The organism is Serinicoccus sp. CNJ-927, assembly GCF_001942435.1.
Lineage (GTDB): Bacteria > Actinomycetota > Actinomycetes > Actinomycetales > Dermatophilaceae > Ornithinicoccus > Ornithinicoccus marinus.
Window position 1 is genome coordinate 1 of the sequence record NZ_MKKF01000006.1, and the last position, 15,366, is coordinate 15,366.

Genomic DNA, 15,366 nt, shown 5'->3' on the forward strand with positions numbered 1-15,366 from the left:
AGTCCTCCCGGCGAGGTGGGTCCACCGGATACCTGCCTGGGTCACCCGGGCGGGCCCGGTGCGCAGAGTCCTCCCGCTGGATTGGGCCTGAGGGATCCCCCGCGGCGTCGTGAACGCCACCCCTCCCTGCGGCGCAGGTGGAGCAGGCGGCTCGGCCGGCCAGCGCGTCCCAGGGGACGACGACCTGCAGCTCGACGGTCGGCATGCCGGTCGCGACCCGCGCGATGCCCTCCAGGTCAGGCGTGACCAGATCGGCCCAGCCCTCCGGCCTCGCGTCGTCTGCCGCCGCAGACGAAGCAGTCGAACCGGACGGTCCAGGCTCATCAGCCACGAGATGATCCTCGGGGGCGCGGGCTTCGCCAGCTGTCCCCGGCTCGGGCGACCGGGTGCCTGGGCCTGCCTCGGACGGACTGCCGAGGTCGTCCGGCACCGGGAGCCGTCCGTGGACGAGGAAGGCGGTGAGCACGTCGCAGCGGAGCTGGTCCAGGGTGCGGGGATCGCCCTGCTCGCGCAGCAGCCGGGCAGCGCGCTCGACCCGGGCGTGCGCCGCGATCAACGAGATCGCGGGCCCGGTCGCCTCCAGCGTCGCCGTCCCGTCGTCGTGGACCGTGATCCTCGCGCGACGCTCCCGGTAGCCCCGGCTGCGCCGCTCCCGCTCGGCCACCACATCGCTCCCCTCGGCCCGGGTCGCCTCCCGTGCCAGCGCGGCGGAGTAGTCCACCTCGTGCCACGGCCCCTGCCGCAGCTCACCCTCGGGCGTCAGCCGCTCACCCATCCCCAGCCGCGCCTGCACCTCGGCGCACGCCACCCGCTTCGTCTCCGCCCGCCACCTCGCCCGCTGACCGTCGGTCAGCTCCTCCACCGAGACGAACCCCTTCTGCGCCAGCACCGCAGCACCAGCCACCGCCACCACCAACCGCGCCGCCTCGACCAGCCGCGCCTCCAGACCCGAACGGCCGCCGCCACAGCCCCGAGCGCACCCAGCGCCGCCTCCTCCGCCGACCCCTCCGACTCGATCACCGCGACCGCCACACCCCCCACCCCCTCAGATGAAGCACCTCGTCCTGACCCCACGCTCATCGAACGCACGTTCGATATCAAGCGCCGCAGACGGACAGCGAGCAGGTAGGGCGATGGCGACGATGGTGGGCGCACCCCCGTCGATAGCGTGAGCTGAGTCCCACACCCTGCGGCGTGTCTCCGAAGCCTCGCCCGGGTCAGTGGGCGGCGTCGTGCCAGCTCCGGCCCAGGCCGACGCTGACGTCGAGCGGCACCGTGAGGTCGGCCGCCGCCCCCATCTGGGCACGGACCAGCTCCTCGACCTGCTCCTCCTCGCCCGGGGCGACCTCCAGGACGAGCTCGTCGTGCACCTGGAGCAGCATCCGGGAGGCGAGGTCGGCCTCCCGCACGGCGGCCTCGGTGCGCAGCATCGCCACCTTGATGATGTCGGCCGCCGAGCCCTGGATCGGGGCGTTGAGCGCCATGCGCTCCGCCATCTCGCGGCGCTGCCGGTTGTCGCTGGTGAGGTCGGGCAGGTGTCGCCGCCGACCCAGGATGGTCTCGGTGAAGCCGGTCCGGCGGGCCTCCTGGACGACGTCGCGCAGGTAGTCGCGGACACCGCCGAAGCGCTCGAAGTACTCCTCCATGAGCTCCTTGGCCTCGGCGGTGGAGATGCCGAGCTGCTTGGAGAGGCCGAAGGCGGACAACCCGTAGGCCAGGCCGTAGCTCATCGCCTTGACCTTGGAGCGCATCTCGGGCGTGACGTCGGCCTGGTCGACCCCGAAGACCCGGGCACCGACGAAGCGGTGCAGGTCCTCGCCCTCCCGGAAGGCGTGGATCAGTCCCTCGTCACCGGACAGGTGGGCCATGATGCGCATCTCGATCTGGCTGTAGTCCGCGGACATCAGGGACGCGTAGTCACCCGACCCACCGCTCCCGACCACGAAGATCTCGCGGATCCGACGACCGGCGGCGGTGCGGATGGGGATGTTCTGCAGGTTGGGCTCGGTGGAGCTGAGCCGCCCTGTCGCGGCGATCGTCTGCTGGAAGGTGGTGTGGATGCGCCCGTCGTCGGCGACCGCCTTGATGAGGCCCTCGGCGGTCACCCGGAGCCGGGTCACGTCCCGGTGCCGGAGCAGTGCCTCGAGGAAGGGGTGCTCGGTCTGGGCGTAGAGGCCAGCGAGGGCGTCGGCGTCCGTGGTGTACCCGGTCTTGGTCCGGCGCGTCTTCGGCAGGCCGAGGGTCTCGAAGAGCACCGTCTGCAGCTGCTTGGGCGAGCCGAGGTTGACCGTGTCGTCGCCGATGGCGTTCCAGGCGTCCTGCTGCGCCTGTGCCACCCCGTCGGCGAATTCCTGCTCGAGGGCGGTCAGGGCCGGCAGGTCGACGGCGATCCCGGCGCGCTCCATGCGGCGCAGCACCCCCACGAGCGGCAGCTCGACCTGCTGCAGCAGATGCCGCTCCTCCTCGTCGGCCAGCTCGGCGTCGAGGGCGTCCGCCAGGTCGTGGACCGCCCGTGCGTGCACCATCGCCGAGCGTGCCGCGGCCTCCCGGGCGTCCTGCTCCCCCTCGTCGAAGGAGAGGTCGAGCTGGCCCTGAGGGGCCCGCGCCCCCGCCCCCTCGGCCTCGAGCCGCAGCTCGCGGTGGAGGTAGCGCAGGGCCAGGTCGGCGAGGTCGTAGGAGCGCTGGTCCGGCCGGACCAGGTAGGCGGCGAGAGCGGTGTCGCTGACGACCCCCTCGACCGGCAGCCCGACGGCCTCCAGCGAGGCCACCTGCTCCTTGCCGCCGTGCAGCGCCTTGGTCCGGTCCTCGTCGGCCAGCCAGGCGGCCAGGGCCGCCTCGTCCGTGGGCTCGAGGTCGGACAGGTGCAGGTAGACCGCCTCCTCCGGCCCGGCGATCGCCAGCCCGGTGGCCTCACCCGGTCCGGCGGCGGTCCGTGGGTCGGCGTCGACGACGACCGCCAGCCGGCCCTGCGCTCCCGGGGCCTCGAGCCACCCCGGGAGCGCACCGGCGTCGAGGACCGTCCCCGCGACCTCGATGCCCTCCTCGGCCTCGGTCTCCGCGGACTCCAACGTCGAGAAGAGCCGCTCGCGCAGCACCCGGAACTCCAGGCCGTCGAAGACCCGGTGCACCTCCTCCCGGTCCCATCCACGCGCCTGCAGGTCGGCCACCGTCAGCTCCAGCGGCACGTCGGCCACGAGCTGGTTGAGCCGGCGGTTGCGCAGCACCTGGTCCAGGTGGTCCCGGGTCGCCTGCCCCGCCTTGCCGGGCAGCTGGTCGGCATGGTCCACGATGCCCGACAGGTCGCCGTGCTGGGCGAGCCACTTCGCCGCCGTCTTGGGGCCGACACCCGGCACGCCGGGCAGGTTGTCCGAGCTCTCCCCCACCAGGGCCGCGAGGTCGCTGTAGCGCTCCGGCCGGACGCCGTACTTCTCCTCCACCGCCTCGGGGGTCATGCGCCAGGTCTCGGAGACACCGCGGACCGGGTAGAGCAACAGCGTCCGGTCGTCCACCAGTTGGAAGGCGTCGCGGTCGCCGGACACGATGACCACCTCCATCCCCTCCTCCCGCGCCTGCGTGGTGAGGGTGGCGATGATGTCGTCGGCCTCGTAGCCGTCGACGTCCAGGTGCGCGATGCGCAGGGCGTCCAGGATCTGCTTGACGAGGTCGACCTGCCCGACGAACTCCCCCGGCGTGCTCGATCGACCCGCCTTGTACTCGGCATACTCCTGAGTGCGGAACGTCTGCCGCGACTTGTCGAAGGCGACGGCGACGTGCGTCGGCGCCTCGTCGCGCAGCACGTTGATGAGCATCGAGGTGAAGCCGTAGACCGCGTTGGTGCTCTGCCCGGTCGTCGTGGAGAAGTTCTCCACGGGCAGCGCGAAGAAGGCGCGGTAGGCCAACGAGTGTCCGTCCAGCAGCAGCAAGCGACTCACGCATGGCAGCCTATGTCCCATGACCGACAGTCCGACGCCTCGGCCCCCGGCGGATGCCGCTGTGACCCCCGGCTCCCCCGCACCGGCCGACGTCCCCCGGGGCGATCTCGCCGAGCGGATGGGTATGCGTCTGGTCCAGGTCGGGGCCGAGCGCACCGTGGCCACGATGCCGGTGGCCGGCAACACCCAGCCCTACGGCCTGCTCCACGGCGGGGCCTCTGCCGCTCTCGCCGAGACCGTGGGATCGGTCGCCGCGGCCATGCACGCCGGCGAGGGGCGGATCGCGGTCGGGGTGGACCTCAACGCGACCCACCACCGGGCCGTGCGCGAGGGTGTCGTCACCGCCGTCGCGACCCCGCTGTCCCTCGGCCGGTCGGTCGTGTCCTACGACATCGTCGTCACCGACGAGCAGGACCGCCGGGTGTGCACCGCACGCCTCACCTGCGCGCTGCGGGATCGGCCCCCGGGCGGCTGACCCGGTCGCCCTGACCCCGGTCGGCTCATGGCTACTTCTCGGGGCTACTTCTTGGGCTACTTCGTGGGGCTACTTCTTGGCGGGCATGCCCGAGATCACCGCGTCGGCGACCTCGCGCATGGAGAGCCGGCGGTCCATCGCCGCCTTCTGGATCCAGCGGAAGGCGTCCGCCTCGCTCAGCTTGAGCTGGGACATGAGCAGCCCCTTGGCGCGGTCCACCTGCTTGCGGGTCTCGAACCGCTCGCCGAGGTCGGCCACCTCGGCCTCGAGCGCCTTGCGCTCGGCCCAGCGGGCCCGCCCGATGTCGATGGCGGGGAGCACGTCGGCGGCGCTGAAGGGCTTCACCACGTAGGACATGACCCCGGCGTCACGGGCCCGCTCCACGAGGTTCTTGTCGCTGAACGCGGTGAGCATCACCACCGGCGCGAGGCCGTCGCGGCCGATCTGCTCGGCTGCGGTCAGCCCGTCCATCCCCGGCATCTTGATGTCCATGACGACGAGGTCCGGCGACGTCTCCTGGGCCAGTGCGACCGCCTGCTCGCCGTCGGCGGCCTGGCCCACGATGGTGTGGCCGGCCTCGGTCAGCATCTCGGCGAGGTCCATCCGGATCAGCGCCTCGTCCTCGGCCAGCAGGATGCGCATCCCCGTCTCCGCGCCCTCCGCGCCGGAGGTCTGCCTCTCGTCGGCCTCGGGCACCGGCTGGTCCTGCTCCCCCTGCGGCGTCGTCTCACTCACGTCTCGCACCCTATCTGTCGCGTCTCACCCCGGCCAGCACGTCGCGGGCCGGGGGTGGTGCCGGGAGCGGGACTCGAACCCGCACGCCCTCGCGGGCAGAGCATTTTGAGTGCTCCGTGTCTGCCATTCCACCACCCCGGCAGGTGGTCGGCGCGGTCGGGACCGCGCCCAGAAGCCGGTCCATCATACCGGCATCACGATCAGACCTCGGGGTCCTGGGTGTAGGCCGGAGCCTCACCGAGGATGGCGTCGCCCACGCGGTGCATCCGCAGCGCGTTGGTGGTGCCCGAGACCCCGGGGGGCGAGCCGGCCACGATGACGACGATGTCACCCTCGGTGCATCGCTTCTCGCGCAGCAGCGTCTCCTCCACCTGCTTGACCATCTGGTCGGTGTGCCAGACGAAGGGGACGAGGAAGGTCTCCGCACCCCAGGTAAGAGCCAGCCGAGACCGGGTGTGCTGCTCGGTGGTGAACGAGAGCATGGGTGTCGTGGGGCGCACCCGGGCCATGCGGGTCGTCGTGTCACCGCTCTTGCTGAAGGTCACCAGGAACTTCACCTGCTCACCGAGGGCGTCGGCGAGCGAGATCGCGGCTCGCGTGACCGCACCGCCGGGGGTCTTCGGCTTGGTGGTGATCGGCGGGATCCGGTGCATCCCGTGCTGCTCGGTGCTGCAGATGATGCTCGCCATCGTCTCCACCGCCCGGATCGGCCAGGCGCCGACGGAGGTCTCCCCCGAGAGCATGATCGCGTCTGCCCCGTCCAGCACGGCGTTGGCGCAGTCGCTGGCCTCGGCCCGGGTGGGTCGCGGGTTGTCGACCATGGACTCCAGCACCTGGGTGGCCACGATCACCGGCTTGGCCTTCTCCCGGCACAGCTGGATGGCGTCCTTCTGCACGAGAGGCACCTGCTCGAGCGGGAGCTCCACCCCCAGGTCGCCACGCGCGACCATGATGCCGTCGAAGGCATCGACGATCCCGGCGAGGTTGTCCACCGCCTGCGGCTTCTCGATCTTGGCGATGACCGGCAGCCGACGGCCCTCCTCGTCCATGATCCGGTGCACGTCCTGCACGTCGTCGGCCGAGCGCACGAAGGACAGGGCGATGAAGTCCACCCCGCTGCGGACCGCCCAGCGCAGGTCGTCCTCGTCCTTGTCCGACAGGGCCGGGACGCTCACCGCGGCACCAGGGAGGTTGATGCCTTTGTTGTTGGAGACGACCCCGCCGACCACCACCTCGCACACCACGTCGGTCGCCGTGACCTCGGTGGCCCGGAGCATCACCTTCCCGTCGTCGATGAGCAGGTCGTCCCCGGGAGCGACATCGCCCGGCAGGCCGGGGTAGGTCGTGCCGACGCAGTCCTGGTCGCCGGGGACCTCCCGTGTGGTGATGGTGAAGGTGGACCCCGAGCGGAGGGTCACCGGGCCCCCGGCGAAGGTGCCGGTGCGGATCTTGGGGCCCTGCAGGTCGGCCAGGACGGCGACCGCGTGGCCGGTGGCATCGCTGGCCTCGCGGACCTTGATGTAGCGCTCGTAGTGCTCCTCGTAGGAGCCGTGCGAGAGGTTGAGCCGGGCCACATCCATCCCGGCGGTGACGAGCGCCTCGATCTGGGCGGAGGAGGCGGTGGCGGGGCCGAGGGTGCAGACGATCTTCGCGCGACGCATAGGTCAAGCCTAGTCGTGCAGGGGCCGCTTTCCCGCATCGCCTGCCGCGACGTCAGGAGCCGTCGGCGAGCAACTCAGCCAGGTCCGTGGAGCCCTCCATCAGACCCTGCAGCCGGGTGTCTTCCACCTGCTCGCCGTTGACGAGCAGCCGCGGGGTCCCGGTGATGCCGTCCCGGTTGGAACGCTCCTGCATGTCGGCCACGTAGTCGTCGTAGGTGCCGTCCTGGACGCACGCGGTGAACGAGCTCAGGGACTCCCCGGTGAGCCCGGCCGCCTCCCCGAACCCCAGGAGCTCCTCGTCGGTCCATCCGGTACCCTCCTGCGCGGGCTGACCGGCGAAGACCGCGGCGTGGTAGGGCAGGAAGGCACCCTCGTCGTCGGCGCACAGAGCCGCTCCGGCGGCGCGCCGGGAGGAGTCGTTGCCCAGCTTGCCGTCGAGGAAGGACATCATCGTCACCGTCAGCGTGATCTCCCCCGCCTCGGCCCGGGCGGCCAGGTCGTCACCCACCGCCTCCTCCAGCACGCCGCACCACGGGCACTGGAAGTCCTCGTACAGCTGGACCTGCGGCACGTCGTCCGAGACGGGCGCACCGACCTGTATGCCGCCGCCCTCCGGCAGCGCGTTGGCGCTGCCGGTCGCCTCCATACCCCCCTGCCGGGTGACGGCCCACAGCACCAGCGCGCCCACGAGCGCGACGACGAGCAGCACGACCGCGCCGATGAGGACCGGCGAGGGACCGGCGGAGGAGACCTGCTTGACCTCGGGTGCTGGGGGACGGGGCATGTCAGTCGCCTTTCCGGAGGAGGGTGTCGAGGCAGGCCAGGGAACGCGGCCTGACGACGAGCCACGAGGCCATCGCCAGGAACCCCACGTCGCGGAGCATCTCGGTGAGGTAGCGGGTGTCCTCGGGCGCCACCGGCCCGCCCGACCCGAAGCACCCGCAGTCGATGCTGAGCCCGCGGGCCCAGGCCGAGGCGATACCGGCGACGAAGACGAGCATGAGCACGGCGCTGCCGAGCGCCGCGGCGCGGGTGAGCAGGCCGACGAGAAGGAGCAGGGCCAGCGCCAGCTCCACGACCGGCAGCAGCACCCCGACCGCGCGGGCCACGTCGTAGGGGAAGAGCTCGTAGGCCACGACGTTCTGCACCGAGCCGGTGAGGTCGCTGATCTTGGTCCAGCCGGCATACCCCAGGACGCCGGCCAGCCCGAGGCGCAGCAGCAGCCCCACCACATCCAGCGCTGGCGACCGCGGACCCTGCACCGAGGTGCGCTCCTCCTGCACCGCGGTCACGCCCGGCGCACCCCGGCGGCCAGCTCGTCGGTCAGTCCGGCCAGCCGCCCCAGCGAGGTGTCCTCCCCGAGCGCGCGGACCAGGGCGGAGCCCACGATCACGCCGTCGGCGAAGCCGGCCACCTCGGCGGCCTGCTCGCCCGTGCTCACGCCGAGACCGACGCACAGCGGCAGGTCGGTGACCTCGCGGGTACGGGCGACCAGCGACTGCGCGGCGTCGCCGACGCTGGCCCGCACGCCCGTGACCCCCATCGTGGAGGCCACGTAGACGAACCCGCGGCAGGCCTGCGTCGTCGGGCGCAACCGCTGCGGCGTCGAGCTGGGAGCGACGAGGAAGACCGGCGCGAGCCCATGCGCGTCCGCGGCGGTCAGCCAGTCCTGTGCCTCGTCGGGGATGAGGTCCGGGGTGATGAGGCCGGCGCCACCGGCGGCCGCCAGGTCGGCGGCGAAACGCTCGACGCCGTAGCGCAGGACCGGGTTCCAGTACGTCATGACCACGGGGACGGCCCCGGCCGCGCGGGCCGCGGCCACGACCTCGAAGACGTGGCTGAGCCGGAAGCCCGCCGTCAGGGCTGTGCTGGCGGCCCGCTCGACGACCGGACCGTCCATGAGCGGGTCGGTGTAGGGGACACCCACCTCGACGACGTCGCAGCCGTGCTCGGCGAGCGTGCGGACCGCCTCCAGCGAGGTGGGCAGGTCCGGGTATCCCGCGGGCAGGTACCCCACGAGGGCGGCCCGACCTTCAGCCCGGGACCGGGCGAAGACGTCGTCCAGGGTGCTCACGACACGGTCTCCTGGGCACCGGGCCCCGTCTCGCCGTCGACGTGCGCCTCGCCGTCGTCGTCCACGAGCCCGAACCACCGGGCGGCGGTGTCGACGTCCTTGTCCCCGCGCCCCGAGAGGTTGACCAGCACCGTCGTACCGGGACCGAGCTCCGGGCCGATCTTCAGGACGCCGGCCAGGGCGTGCGCGCTCTCGATGGCCGGGATGATCCCCTCGGTGCGGCACAGCAGCGAGAAGGCGTCCATCGCCTCCCGATCGGTCACCGGCGCGTAGCGGGCGCGTCCGCTGTCGTGCAGGAAGGCGTGCTCGGGACCGACGGAGGGATAGTCCAGCCCGGCCGAGACCGAGTGGGTCTCGCGGGTCTGACCGTCCTCGTCCTGCAGCACGTAGGTCGCGGCGCCGTGCAGCACCCCCGGCTCACCGCCGGAGAAACGCGCGGCGTGCCGGCCGCTCTCGACGCCTTCTCCCCCGGCCTCGAAGCCCCACAGCGCGACCGAGGGGTCGTCCCGGAAGGCGTGGAAGATACCCATGGCGTTGGAGCCGCCCCCGACGCAGGCGCAGACCGCGTCGGGCAGCCCGCCGACGGCCTCGTCGACCTGCTTGCGGGCCTCCTCGCCGATCACCGCGTGGAAGTCGCGGACCATGGTCGGGAACGGGTGGGGGCCGGTCACCGTGCCGAGCAGGTAGTGCGTGTGGTCGACGTTGGTCACCCAGTCCCGCATCGCCTCGTTGATGGCGTCCTTGAGCGTGGCGCTCCCGGTGGGGACGGCGACGACCTCGGCGCCGAGCAGCCGCATCCGGGCGACGTTGAGGGCCTGGCGCTCGGTGTCGACCCGGCCCATGTAGACCGTGCACTCCAGCCCCATGAGCGCGGCCGCGGTGGCGGTGGCGACGCCGTGCTGCCCGGCCCCGGTCTCGGCGATCACCCGACGCTTCCCCATGCGGACCGCCAGCAGCGCCTGGCCCAGCACGTTGTTGATCTTGTGCGACCCGGTGTGGTTGAGGTCCTCGCGCTTGAGCAGGACGCGAGGGCCGCCGGCGTGCTCGGCGAAGCGGGGCACCTCGGTGAGCGGGCTGGGCCGCCCGGTGTAGTCGCGCTGCAGGCGGTCGAGCTCGGAGCGGAAGTCGGGGTCGGCCATCGCCGCGAGGCGGGCCTCGTCCAACTCCTCGAGCGCGGCCACCAGCGCCTCGGGCACGTAGCGTCCGCCGAACTCGCCGAAGCGCTCGGCCGCGGTCACCTCGTCGCTCATCGGGCTGCTCATCGGGTATGCCCCGCCCGAGTGGCGGTCGCGTGCACGGCCGGGTGCGCCCCCACGGCGACCATCTCCCGGACGGCCTCCTGCGGCGAGCCGGAGGTGACCAGCGCCTCCCCGACGAGCACCGCCTGGGCGCCGGCCTCGGCGAAGCTCAGGACGTCGAGCGGGCCGCGCACCCCGGACTCGGCCACCGCCACGCAGCCGGCCGGGACGTGCGGCGCCAGCCGGGCGAAGGTCCCACGGTCGACCTCGAGGGTCTTGAGGTCGCGGTTGTTGACGCCGACGATCCGCGCACCGGCGTCCAGCGCCCGGCTCAGCTCCTCCTCGTCGTGCACCTCGACGAGCGCGTGCATGCCGAGCGACTCGGTGCGCTCCAGCAGGCTCACGAGCACCTGCTGGTCCAGGGCGGCCACGATGAGCAGCACCAGGTCCGCACCGTGGGCGCGGGCCTCCCAGAGCTGGTAGGGGTCGACGATGAAGTCCTTGCGCAGCACGGGCACGTCGACCCGAGCGCGCACGGCGTCGAGATCGGCGAGCGAGCCACCGAACCGCCGCTCCTCGGTGAGGACGCTGATGACGCTGGCGCCCCCGGCCGCGTAGTCGGCGGCGAGCCCGGCCGGCTCGGCGATGGCCGCGAGCGCGCCCTTGGAGGGGCTGCTCCGCTTGACCTCGGCGATGACGTGGATCCGGTCCGTGCGGGACAGCGTGGCCCAGGCGTCCCTGGCCGGCTCCGAGGCCCAGGCGAGCTCCTGCACCGCCTCCATCGGGGCGGTGGCCCGCCGCCGGTCGAGGTCCTCGCGGACGCCGTCGACGATCTGCTCTAGCACGGAAGACACTCCCCCAGCGTAGAACGCGCCGCCGGGTGCGGTGACCACGAGGGTGTCCGGTCAGCGGTGGGCGGCGTCGTGCTCCGGCTCGCCCATCCCGGCACGGTCCAGGAGGTACCACGCCAGGGCTCCGACGACGCCGAGCGCCAGACCGACGTAGAGCAGCCAGTCCGGGGACAGCACGACGCCCCAGACGGCGACCACGCTGCCGACGAGCATGATGGTCACGCCCACCCAGGCGGCGACGCTGTGACCGTGGCTGTCCTCGTGCATGTGGCGCTCTCCTCACTCGTCGGGCGACGGGCCGAGGGGTCCGTCGGGCGCCATTGTGCCAGCCCGCGCGCCCGGGAGGAGCACCAGCGCGCCCACCGCCGCGACGACGCCGGCGAGCAGGCAGACCCAGAACCATGCGGTGGCCCCGGCGGGCCGTGCCAGGCCGGTCGCGACCGCCGCACCTGCGGCGGCGAGCACCGTCAGCGCGCGGACGGCGCCACCGGCCCACCCGTTCGCCCGCGCCCCGGCGAGGGCGGCCACGGCCACGACGAGGAGCAGCGCCGTGACGACGGGGGCGAGGTCGGTGCCCGTCCGGACCTCGTCCCAGGCGATGCCGGCCGCATCCACCCTGGTCCCGCTGGACCACGGCTGACCGGCCGCAAGCAGGGCCAGGCCCGTGGCGAGCAGGGTGACGGGCAGCACGGCGCGCCGCACCTCCGGCATCCTCAGATCGCCTGCTGCGCCGCCCAGGAGGCGTGCATCCGGGTGTAGACCCCGCCCCGGGCCACGAGGTCGCGGTGGTGACCGAGCTCGACGATCCGGCCGGCGTCCACGACCACGACGACGTCGGCCGCCTCCGCGGTCGACAGCCGGTGCGCGATGGCGACCGAGGTCCGACCGGTGGTCAACCCCTCGAGCGCCCGCTGCACCCGTACCTCGGTGGCAGGGTCGACCGCGCTGGTGGCCTCGTCGAGGACGAGCAGGTCGGGGTCGGCGAGGTAGGCGCGGGCGATGGCGACGAGCTGGCGCTCACCGGCCGACAGCGACTCGCCCCGCTGCCCCACCTGCGTCCGCAGGCCGTGCGGGAGACCCTCGACCCAGGCGTCCAGGCCGAGCTCGGTGACCGCGAGCCGCAGGTCGTCGTCGGAGGCCTCGGGGCGTCCGAAGCGGATGTTGTCGGCCAGGTCGGCATCGAAGAGGAACCCCTCCTGCGGGACCAGCACCACGCGCTGCCGCAGGCTGGCGAAGCTGATCTGCCGCAGGTCCACCCCGTCGAGGCGGACCACACCCTCGCTCGGGTCCATGAGCCGGGTGAGGAGCTTGGCCAGGGTGGTCTTGCCGGAGCCGGTCTGACCGACGACGGCCACCCGGGTGTGCGGCTCGATGCGCAGGTCGACCTCGCGCAGCACGCGCTCGCCACCGGGGTAGGCGAAGGAGACGTCCTCGAAGTCCACCGTGATGGGGCCGCGCTCGAGCGCGACGCCCTCCTCGCCCGGGTCGGCGACGTCGGCCGGGGTGTCGATGACCCCGATGACCCGACGCCAGCCCGCGATGGCGTTCTGCATCTCATTGAGGATCTCCGTCGCCATGAGCACCGGCTGGGTGAAGAGGTTGACCAGGAACAGGAAGCCGACGAGCTGCCCGAGCGTGAGCTGGCCCCGCGCCGCGAGGACGGTGCCGACGACGAGGACCACCGCCGTGGTGATGCCCGCGAAGGCCTGGCCCGAGACGAAGGCCATGACCGAGCGCACCTGGGCCCGGATGGCCGAGGACCGGTGCGCCTCGATCGCCTCGTCGATCCGGGCGGCGGTGCGGTCCTCGACGCCGTAGGCGCGGATCGTCGTGGCCCCGACGATCGACTCGCTGATCGAGCCGAGCAGGTCCCCCACCCGCTCCCGGACGGTCCCGTAGGAGCGCCCCAGGATCGGCTGGAAGCGGCGGACCAGGAAGACCAGCGGCACCAGGCAGAGGTAGACCACGCCGGCCAGGAGCGGGCTGTAGGCGACCATGAGGATGGTGGCCAGCACGATCTGGGCCGTGCTCACGAGCAGCATCAGCCCGCCGAACTGCACGAACATCGAGATCGTGTCGACGTCGCTGGTGACCCGGGACACGAGCGCACCGCGCCGCTCGGTGCTCTGGGTGAGCACGGACAGGTCGTGGATGTGCCGGAAGGCGCGGAGCCGTAGCGTCGCGAGACCGGACTCGGCCGCGGTGAACAACCGGACGTTGACGGCATACTGCGCCAGCGAGGTGAGCGCGACGACCCCGGCGGCGAGGGCGATCGCGCGGACGACGAAGTCCACGTCCGGACCGCCTGGCGCGTTGATCCCGTTGTCCGTGGTCTGCTGCACGACGAACGGGATGACCACCCGGCCGACGGTCGCGACCACCGCGAGGACCAGCGTCAGCGTCAGCCCGGTCCGCAGCTCCGGCGACAGCTCGAGCCCGCGCCGCAGCGTGGCCAGCGTCCCGAGCTGCGACCGGCCGTCGATCCGGCTGGAGACCGGCTCCTCCTGCTCGCGCTCCGGTGCCTCGCTCACGGGGTCACCTCCTCCTGCCGCGTCACCGCGGCACGCTCGGCGGCCTCGCGGGAGTAGGCCTGGACGAGGTCGACGTAGCCGCGGCAGCGTGAGAGCAGCTCGTCGTGCGAGCCCTGGTCGACCACCCGGCCGTGCTCGAGGTAGACGACCTCGTCGGCCAGCAGGATGGTCGCCATGCGGTAGGCCACGACGAGCACGGTCATCCCGCCACGGGCCTCCCGCAGCCCGGCGAGGATGGCCTGCTCCACCGACGGGTCCACGGCGCTGGTGGCGTCGTCGAGGACGAGCAGCCGCGGCCGGCGCCAGATCGCGCGGGCGAGCGCGATGCGCTGCCGCTGCCCGCCGGAGAGGGTCCCGCCGCGCTCCCCGATGACGGTGTCCAGCCCGTCGGGGAGGGAGCGCACGAAGTCGTCGGCCTGGGCGATCCGCAGGGACTCCCAGACCGAGGCGTCGTCGGCGTCCTCTCCCAGCGTGATGTTGCCGCGCACCGAGTCGTCGAACATGAAGGTCTGCTGCGCGACGAGCGTGGCGTTGGCGGGCAGCTCGCCGTGCGCCAGCTCGCGGGCCTCGACCCCGTCGAGGCGGACCGAGCCCGCGTCGGCGTCCACCAGGCGCAGCGCGAGGTTGGCCAGGGTGCTCTTGCCCGCGCCGGTGGGCCCCACCAGCGCCACCGTGCTGCTGCTGGGGACGGTGAGCGTCACGCCGCGGATCGTCGCCTGCTCCTCCCCGGCGTGGGAGTAGGTCACCCCGGCGAGCGCGGACTCCGCGGGGGCGCCGCCCCGCAGCGTCGCGGTGCCGTAGGGCATACCCCCGCGGGCCTGCAGCACGTGCTGCACCCGGTCGTGGCCGACCACCGAGCGCGGGATCTCGGCGAGCACCCACCCCAGCGCACGCACCGGGAAGGCCAGGATGGAGAAGAGGTAGGCCATCTGGACGACGTCGGCGGCGTCGAGCGCGCCACGGGAGACCTGCCAGGTGCCGACGCCCAGCACCGCCAGGGTGCCGAGGGTCGGGATGGCCTCGATCACGGGCTCGAAGACGCCGCGGGTGCGACCGACCAGGATGAGGGCATCGCGCAGCTCGTGCGCCTTGGCGCGGAACCGCCCGGTCTCCTGGTCCTCCCGCCCCATCGCCTTGACGACCAGACCGGCCTCGAAGGACTCGTGCGCCACCTCCGCGACCTCGGCGCGCAGCTGCTGCGCGTGGGTGATCCGCGGCGACATGACCCGTTGGAAGACGAGGTTGGCGGCGAACAGACCGGGGAAGACGAGGAGCCCCAGGACGGCCAGCAGCGGGTCGACCAGCACCATCATGGTGCCGGCGATGACGAGCATGAACAGGACACCGATCGCCATGGGCAGTGGGTTGAAGACCTGCCACGTCGCCTCGACGTCGGCGTGCGCGTTGGAGAGCAGCTGGCCCGAGGGGTGGGCGTGGTGCCACGAGAGCGGGAGCCGGAGGTACTGCCGGGTCACCCGACGCCGGTAGTCGGCCTGGAGGTTGAACCCCGCCATGGTCGCCCAGACGCGACGCAGGATCACGCCCGCGACATTGACGACCAGCACGGCGAGCAGGACCCCGAAGATGGTCCACAGGCCGGCCGCCTCGACCCGCTGGGCGCGCACCGAGGGCTCGACGACCTCGTCGGTCAGCCAGCCGATCGCCCACGCGGTGGCGACGGTGGCCCCGGCCCACAGCACCGCCCCGACGACCGCGACCGTCGTCGGGCCCCGCTGCCTGGCCATCCCGCCGCCGATGACCCGCAGCCCACGGCGCAGCACCGCGCGCTCGGCGACGGGGCGGGGCACCGGTGCGGCGGTAGACGAGGGCATGGGGCAGGGGACCTCCGGTGACGAGGCGGGTGGTGGT

The 15,366-nt window shown here is 72.9% G+C and carries 13 protein-coding genes, 1 tRNA gene and 1 pseudogene; 1 reads left to right on the top strand and 14 read right to left on the bottom strand.

Annotated features, from left to right (window positions below):
• Both BJF86_RS17810 and polA read right to left on the bottom strand, forming a co-directional pair.
• Nucleotides 1–904, bottom strand: a pseudogene (locus tag BJF86_RS17810) (hypothetical protein); the annotation flags it as partial.
• 313 nt (nucleotides 905–1,217) lie between these two features.
• Nucleotides 1,218–3,932: a DNA polymerase I gene (gene polA, locus BJF86_RS02385; protein ID WP_075816821.1), complete on the bottom strand. Its 2,715-nt coding sequence runs from the start codon at nucleotides 3,930–3,932 to the stop codon at nucleotides 1,218–1,220.
• 19 nt (nucleotides 3,933–3,951) lie between these two features.
• Between polA and BJF86_RS02390 the strand changes: the two genes are divergently transcribed.
• The gene (locus tag BJF86_RS02390) at nucleotides 3,952–4,407 is read left to right on the top strand and encodes a hotdog fold thioesterase (RefSeq protein ID WP_083652661.1); all 456 of its coding nucleotides are present in this window, start codon (nucleotides 3,952–3,954) and stop codon (nucleotides 4,405–4,407) included.
• A 69-nt stretch (nucleotides 4,408–4,476) separates the two neighbouring features.
• On the opposite strand, the gene BJF86_RS02395 is transcribed toward BJF86_RS02390, so the two are convergent.
• The 12 genes from BJF86_RS02395 to BJF86_RS02450 all read right to left on the bottom strand — a co-directional run bounded on the left by BJF86_RS02395 (nucleotide 4,477) and on the right by BJF86_RS02450 (nucleotide 15,305).
• Nucleotides 4,477–5,142, bottom strand: a complete 666-nt coding sequence (locus BJF86_RS02395) for an ANTAR domain-containing response regulator (RefSeq protein WP_414819924.1) — start codon at nucleotides 5,140–5,142, stop codon at nucleotides 4,477–4,479.
• 55 nt (nucleotides 5,143–5,197) lie between these two features.
• Nucleotides 5,198–5,283, bottom strand: a tRNA-Leu gene (locus BJF86_RS02400).
• A 59-nt stretch (nucleotides 5,284–5,342) separates the two neighbouring features.
• The gene (gene pyk, locus BJF86_RS02405; RefSeq protein WP_075816823.1) at nucleotides 5,343–6,803 is read right to left on the bottom strand and encodes a pyruvate kinase; all 1,461 of its coding nucleotides are present in this window, start codon (nucleotides 6,801–6,803) and stop codon (nucleotides 5,343–5,345) included.
• Between the two features lie 52 nt (nucleotides 6,804–6,855).
• Nucleotides 6,856–7,587, bottom strand: coding sequence for a DsbA family protein (locus BJF86_RS02410; RefSeq protein WP_075816824.1), 732 nt, complete (start codon nucleotides 7,585–7,587; stop codon nucleotides 6,856–6,858).
• 1 nt (nucleotide 7,588) lies between these two features.
• The gene (locus BJF86_RS02415; RefSeq protein ID WP_143553645.1) at nucleotides 7,589–8,095 is read right to left on the bottom strand and encodes a MauE/DoxX family redox-associated membrane protein; all 507 of its coding nucleotides are present in this window, start codon (nucleotides 8,093–8,095) and stop codon (nucleotides 7,589–7,591) included.
• On the bottom strand, nucleotides 8,092–8,877 hold the full coding sequence (gene trpA / locus BJF86_RS02420; protein ID WP_075816825.1) for a tryptophan synthase subunit alpha: 786 nt from the start codon (nucleotides 8,875–8,877) through the stop codon (nucleotides 8,092–8,094). Before trpA ends, BJF86_RS02415 begins: the two co-directional genes overlap by 4 nt.
• Complete coding sequence (trpB, locus tag BJF86_RS02425) at nucleotides 8,874–10,127, bottom strand: tryptophan synthase subunit beta (RefSeq protein WP_143553646.1); 1,254 nt, start codon at nucleotides 10,125–10,127, stop codon at nucleotides 8,874–8,876. The genes trpA and trpB overlap by 4 nt, the downstream gene beginning before the upstream one ends.
• Before the next feature lie 8 nt (nucleotides 10,128–10,135).
• Nucleotides 10,136–10,969 carry an indole-3-glycerol phosphate synthase TrpC gene (gene trpC, locus BJF86_RS02430; RefSeq protein WP_075816862.1) on the bottom strand — a complete coding sequence of 278 codons (834 nt, stop codon included), beginning with the start codon at nucleotides 10,967–10,969 and terminating at the stop codon, nucleotides 10,136–10,138.
• Between the two features lie 51 nt (nucleotides 10,970–11,020).
• A complete protein-coding gene (locus BJF86_RS02435) occupies nucleotides 11,021–11,233 on the bottom strand; it encodes an HGxxPAAW family protein (protein ID WP_022924080.1) in 213 nt (70 codons plus the stop codon).
• 12 nt (nucleotides 11,234–11,245) lie between these two features.
• On the bottom strand, nucleotides 11,246–11,668 hold the full coding sequence (locus tag BJF86_RS02440) for a hypothetical protein (protein ID WP_143553647.1): 423 nt from the start codon (nucleotides 11,666–11,668) through the stop codon (nucleotides 11,246–11,248).
• Nucleotides 11,669–11,679: 11 nt separating this feature from the next.
• Nucleotides 11,680–13,497 (bottom strand): ABC transporter ATP-binding protein, encoded by a 1,818-nt coding sequence (locus tag BJF86_RS02445; protein WP_075816827.1) that lies wholly within the window; start codon nucleotides 13,495–13,497, stop codon nucleotides 11,680–11,682.
• Entirely contained in the window at nucleotides 13,494–15,305 is a 1,812-nt protein-coding gene (locus BJF86_RS02450; protein ID WP_237768050.1) for an ABC transporter ATP-binding protein, read from the bottom strand. Before BJF86_RS02450 ends, BJF86_RS02445 begins: the two co-directional genes overlap by 4 nt.
• Nucleotides 15,306–15,366: the final 61 nt, after the last annotated feature.

Coding starts and splice junctions, on each gene's coding strand:
- BJF86_RS02390 (WP_083652661.1), top strand. CDS start 3,952: ATGACCGACAGTCCGACGCCTCGGCCCCCGGCGGATGCCGCTGTGACC.
- pyk (WP_075816823.1), bottom strand. CDS start 6,803: ATGCGTCGCGCGAAGATCGTCTGCACCCTCGGCCCCGCCACCGCCTCC.
- BJF86_RS02410 (WP_075816824.1), bottom strand. CDS start 7,587: ATGCCCCGTCCCCCAGCACCCGAGGTCAAGCAGGTCTCCTCCGCCGGT.
- trpB (WP_143553646.1), bottom strand. CDS start 10,127: ATGAGCGACGAGGTGACCGCGGCCGAGCGCTTCGGCGAGTTCGGCGGA.
- BJF86_RS02435 (WP_022924080.1), bottom strand. CDS start 11,233: ATGCACGAGGACAGCCACGGTCACAGCGTCGCCGCCTGGGTGGGCGTG.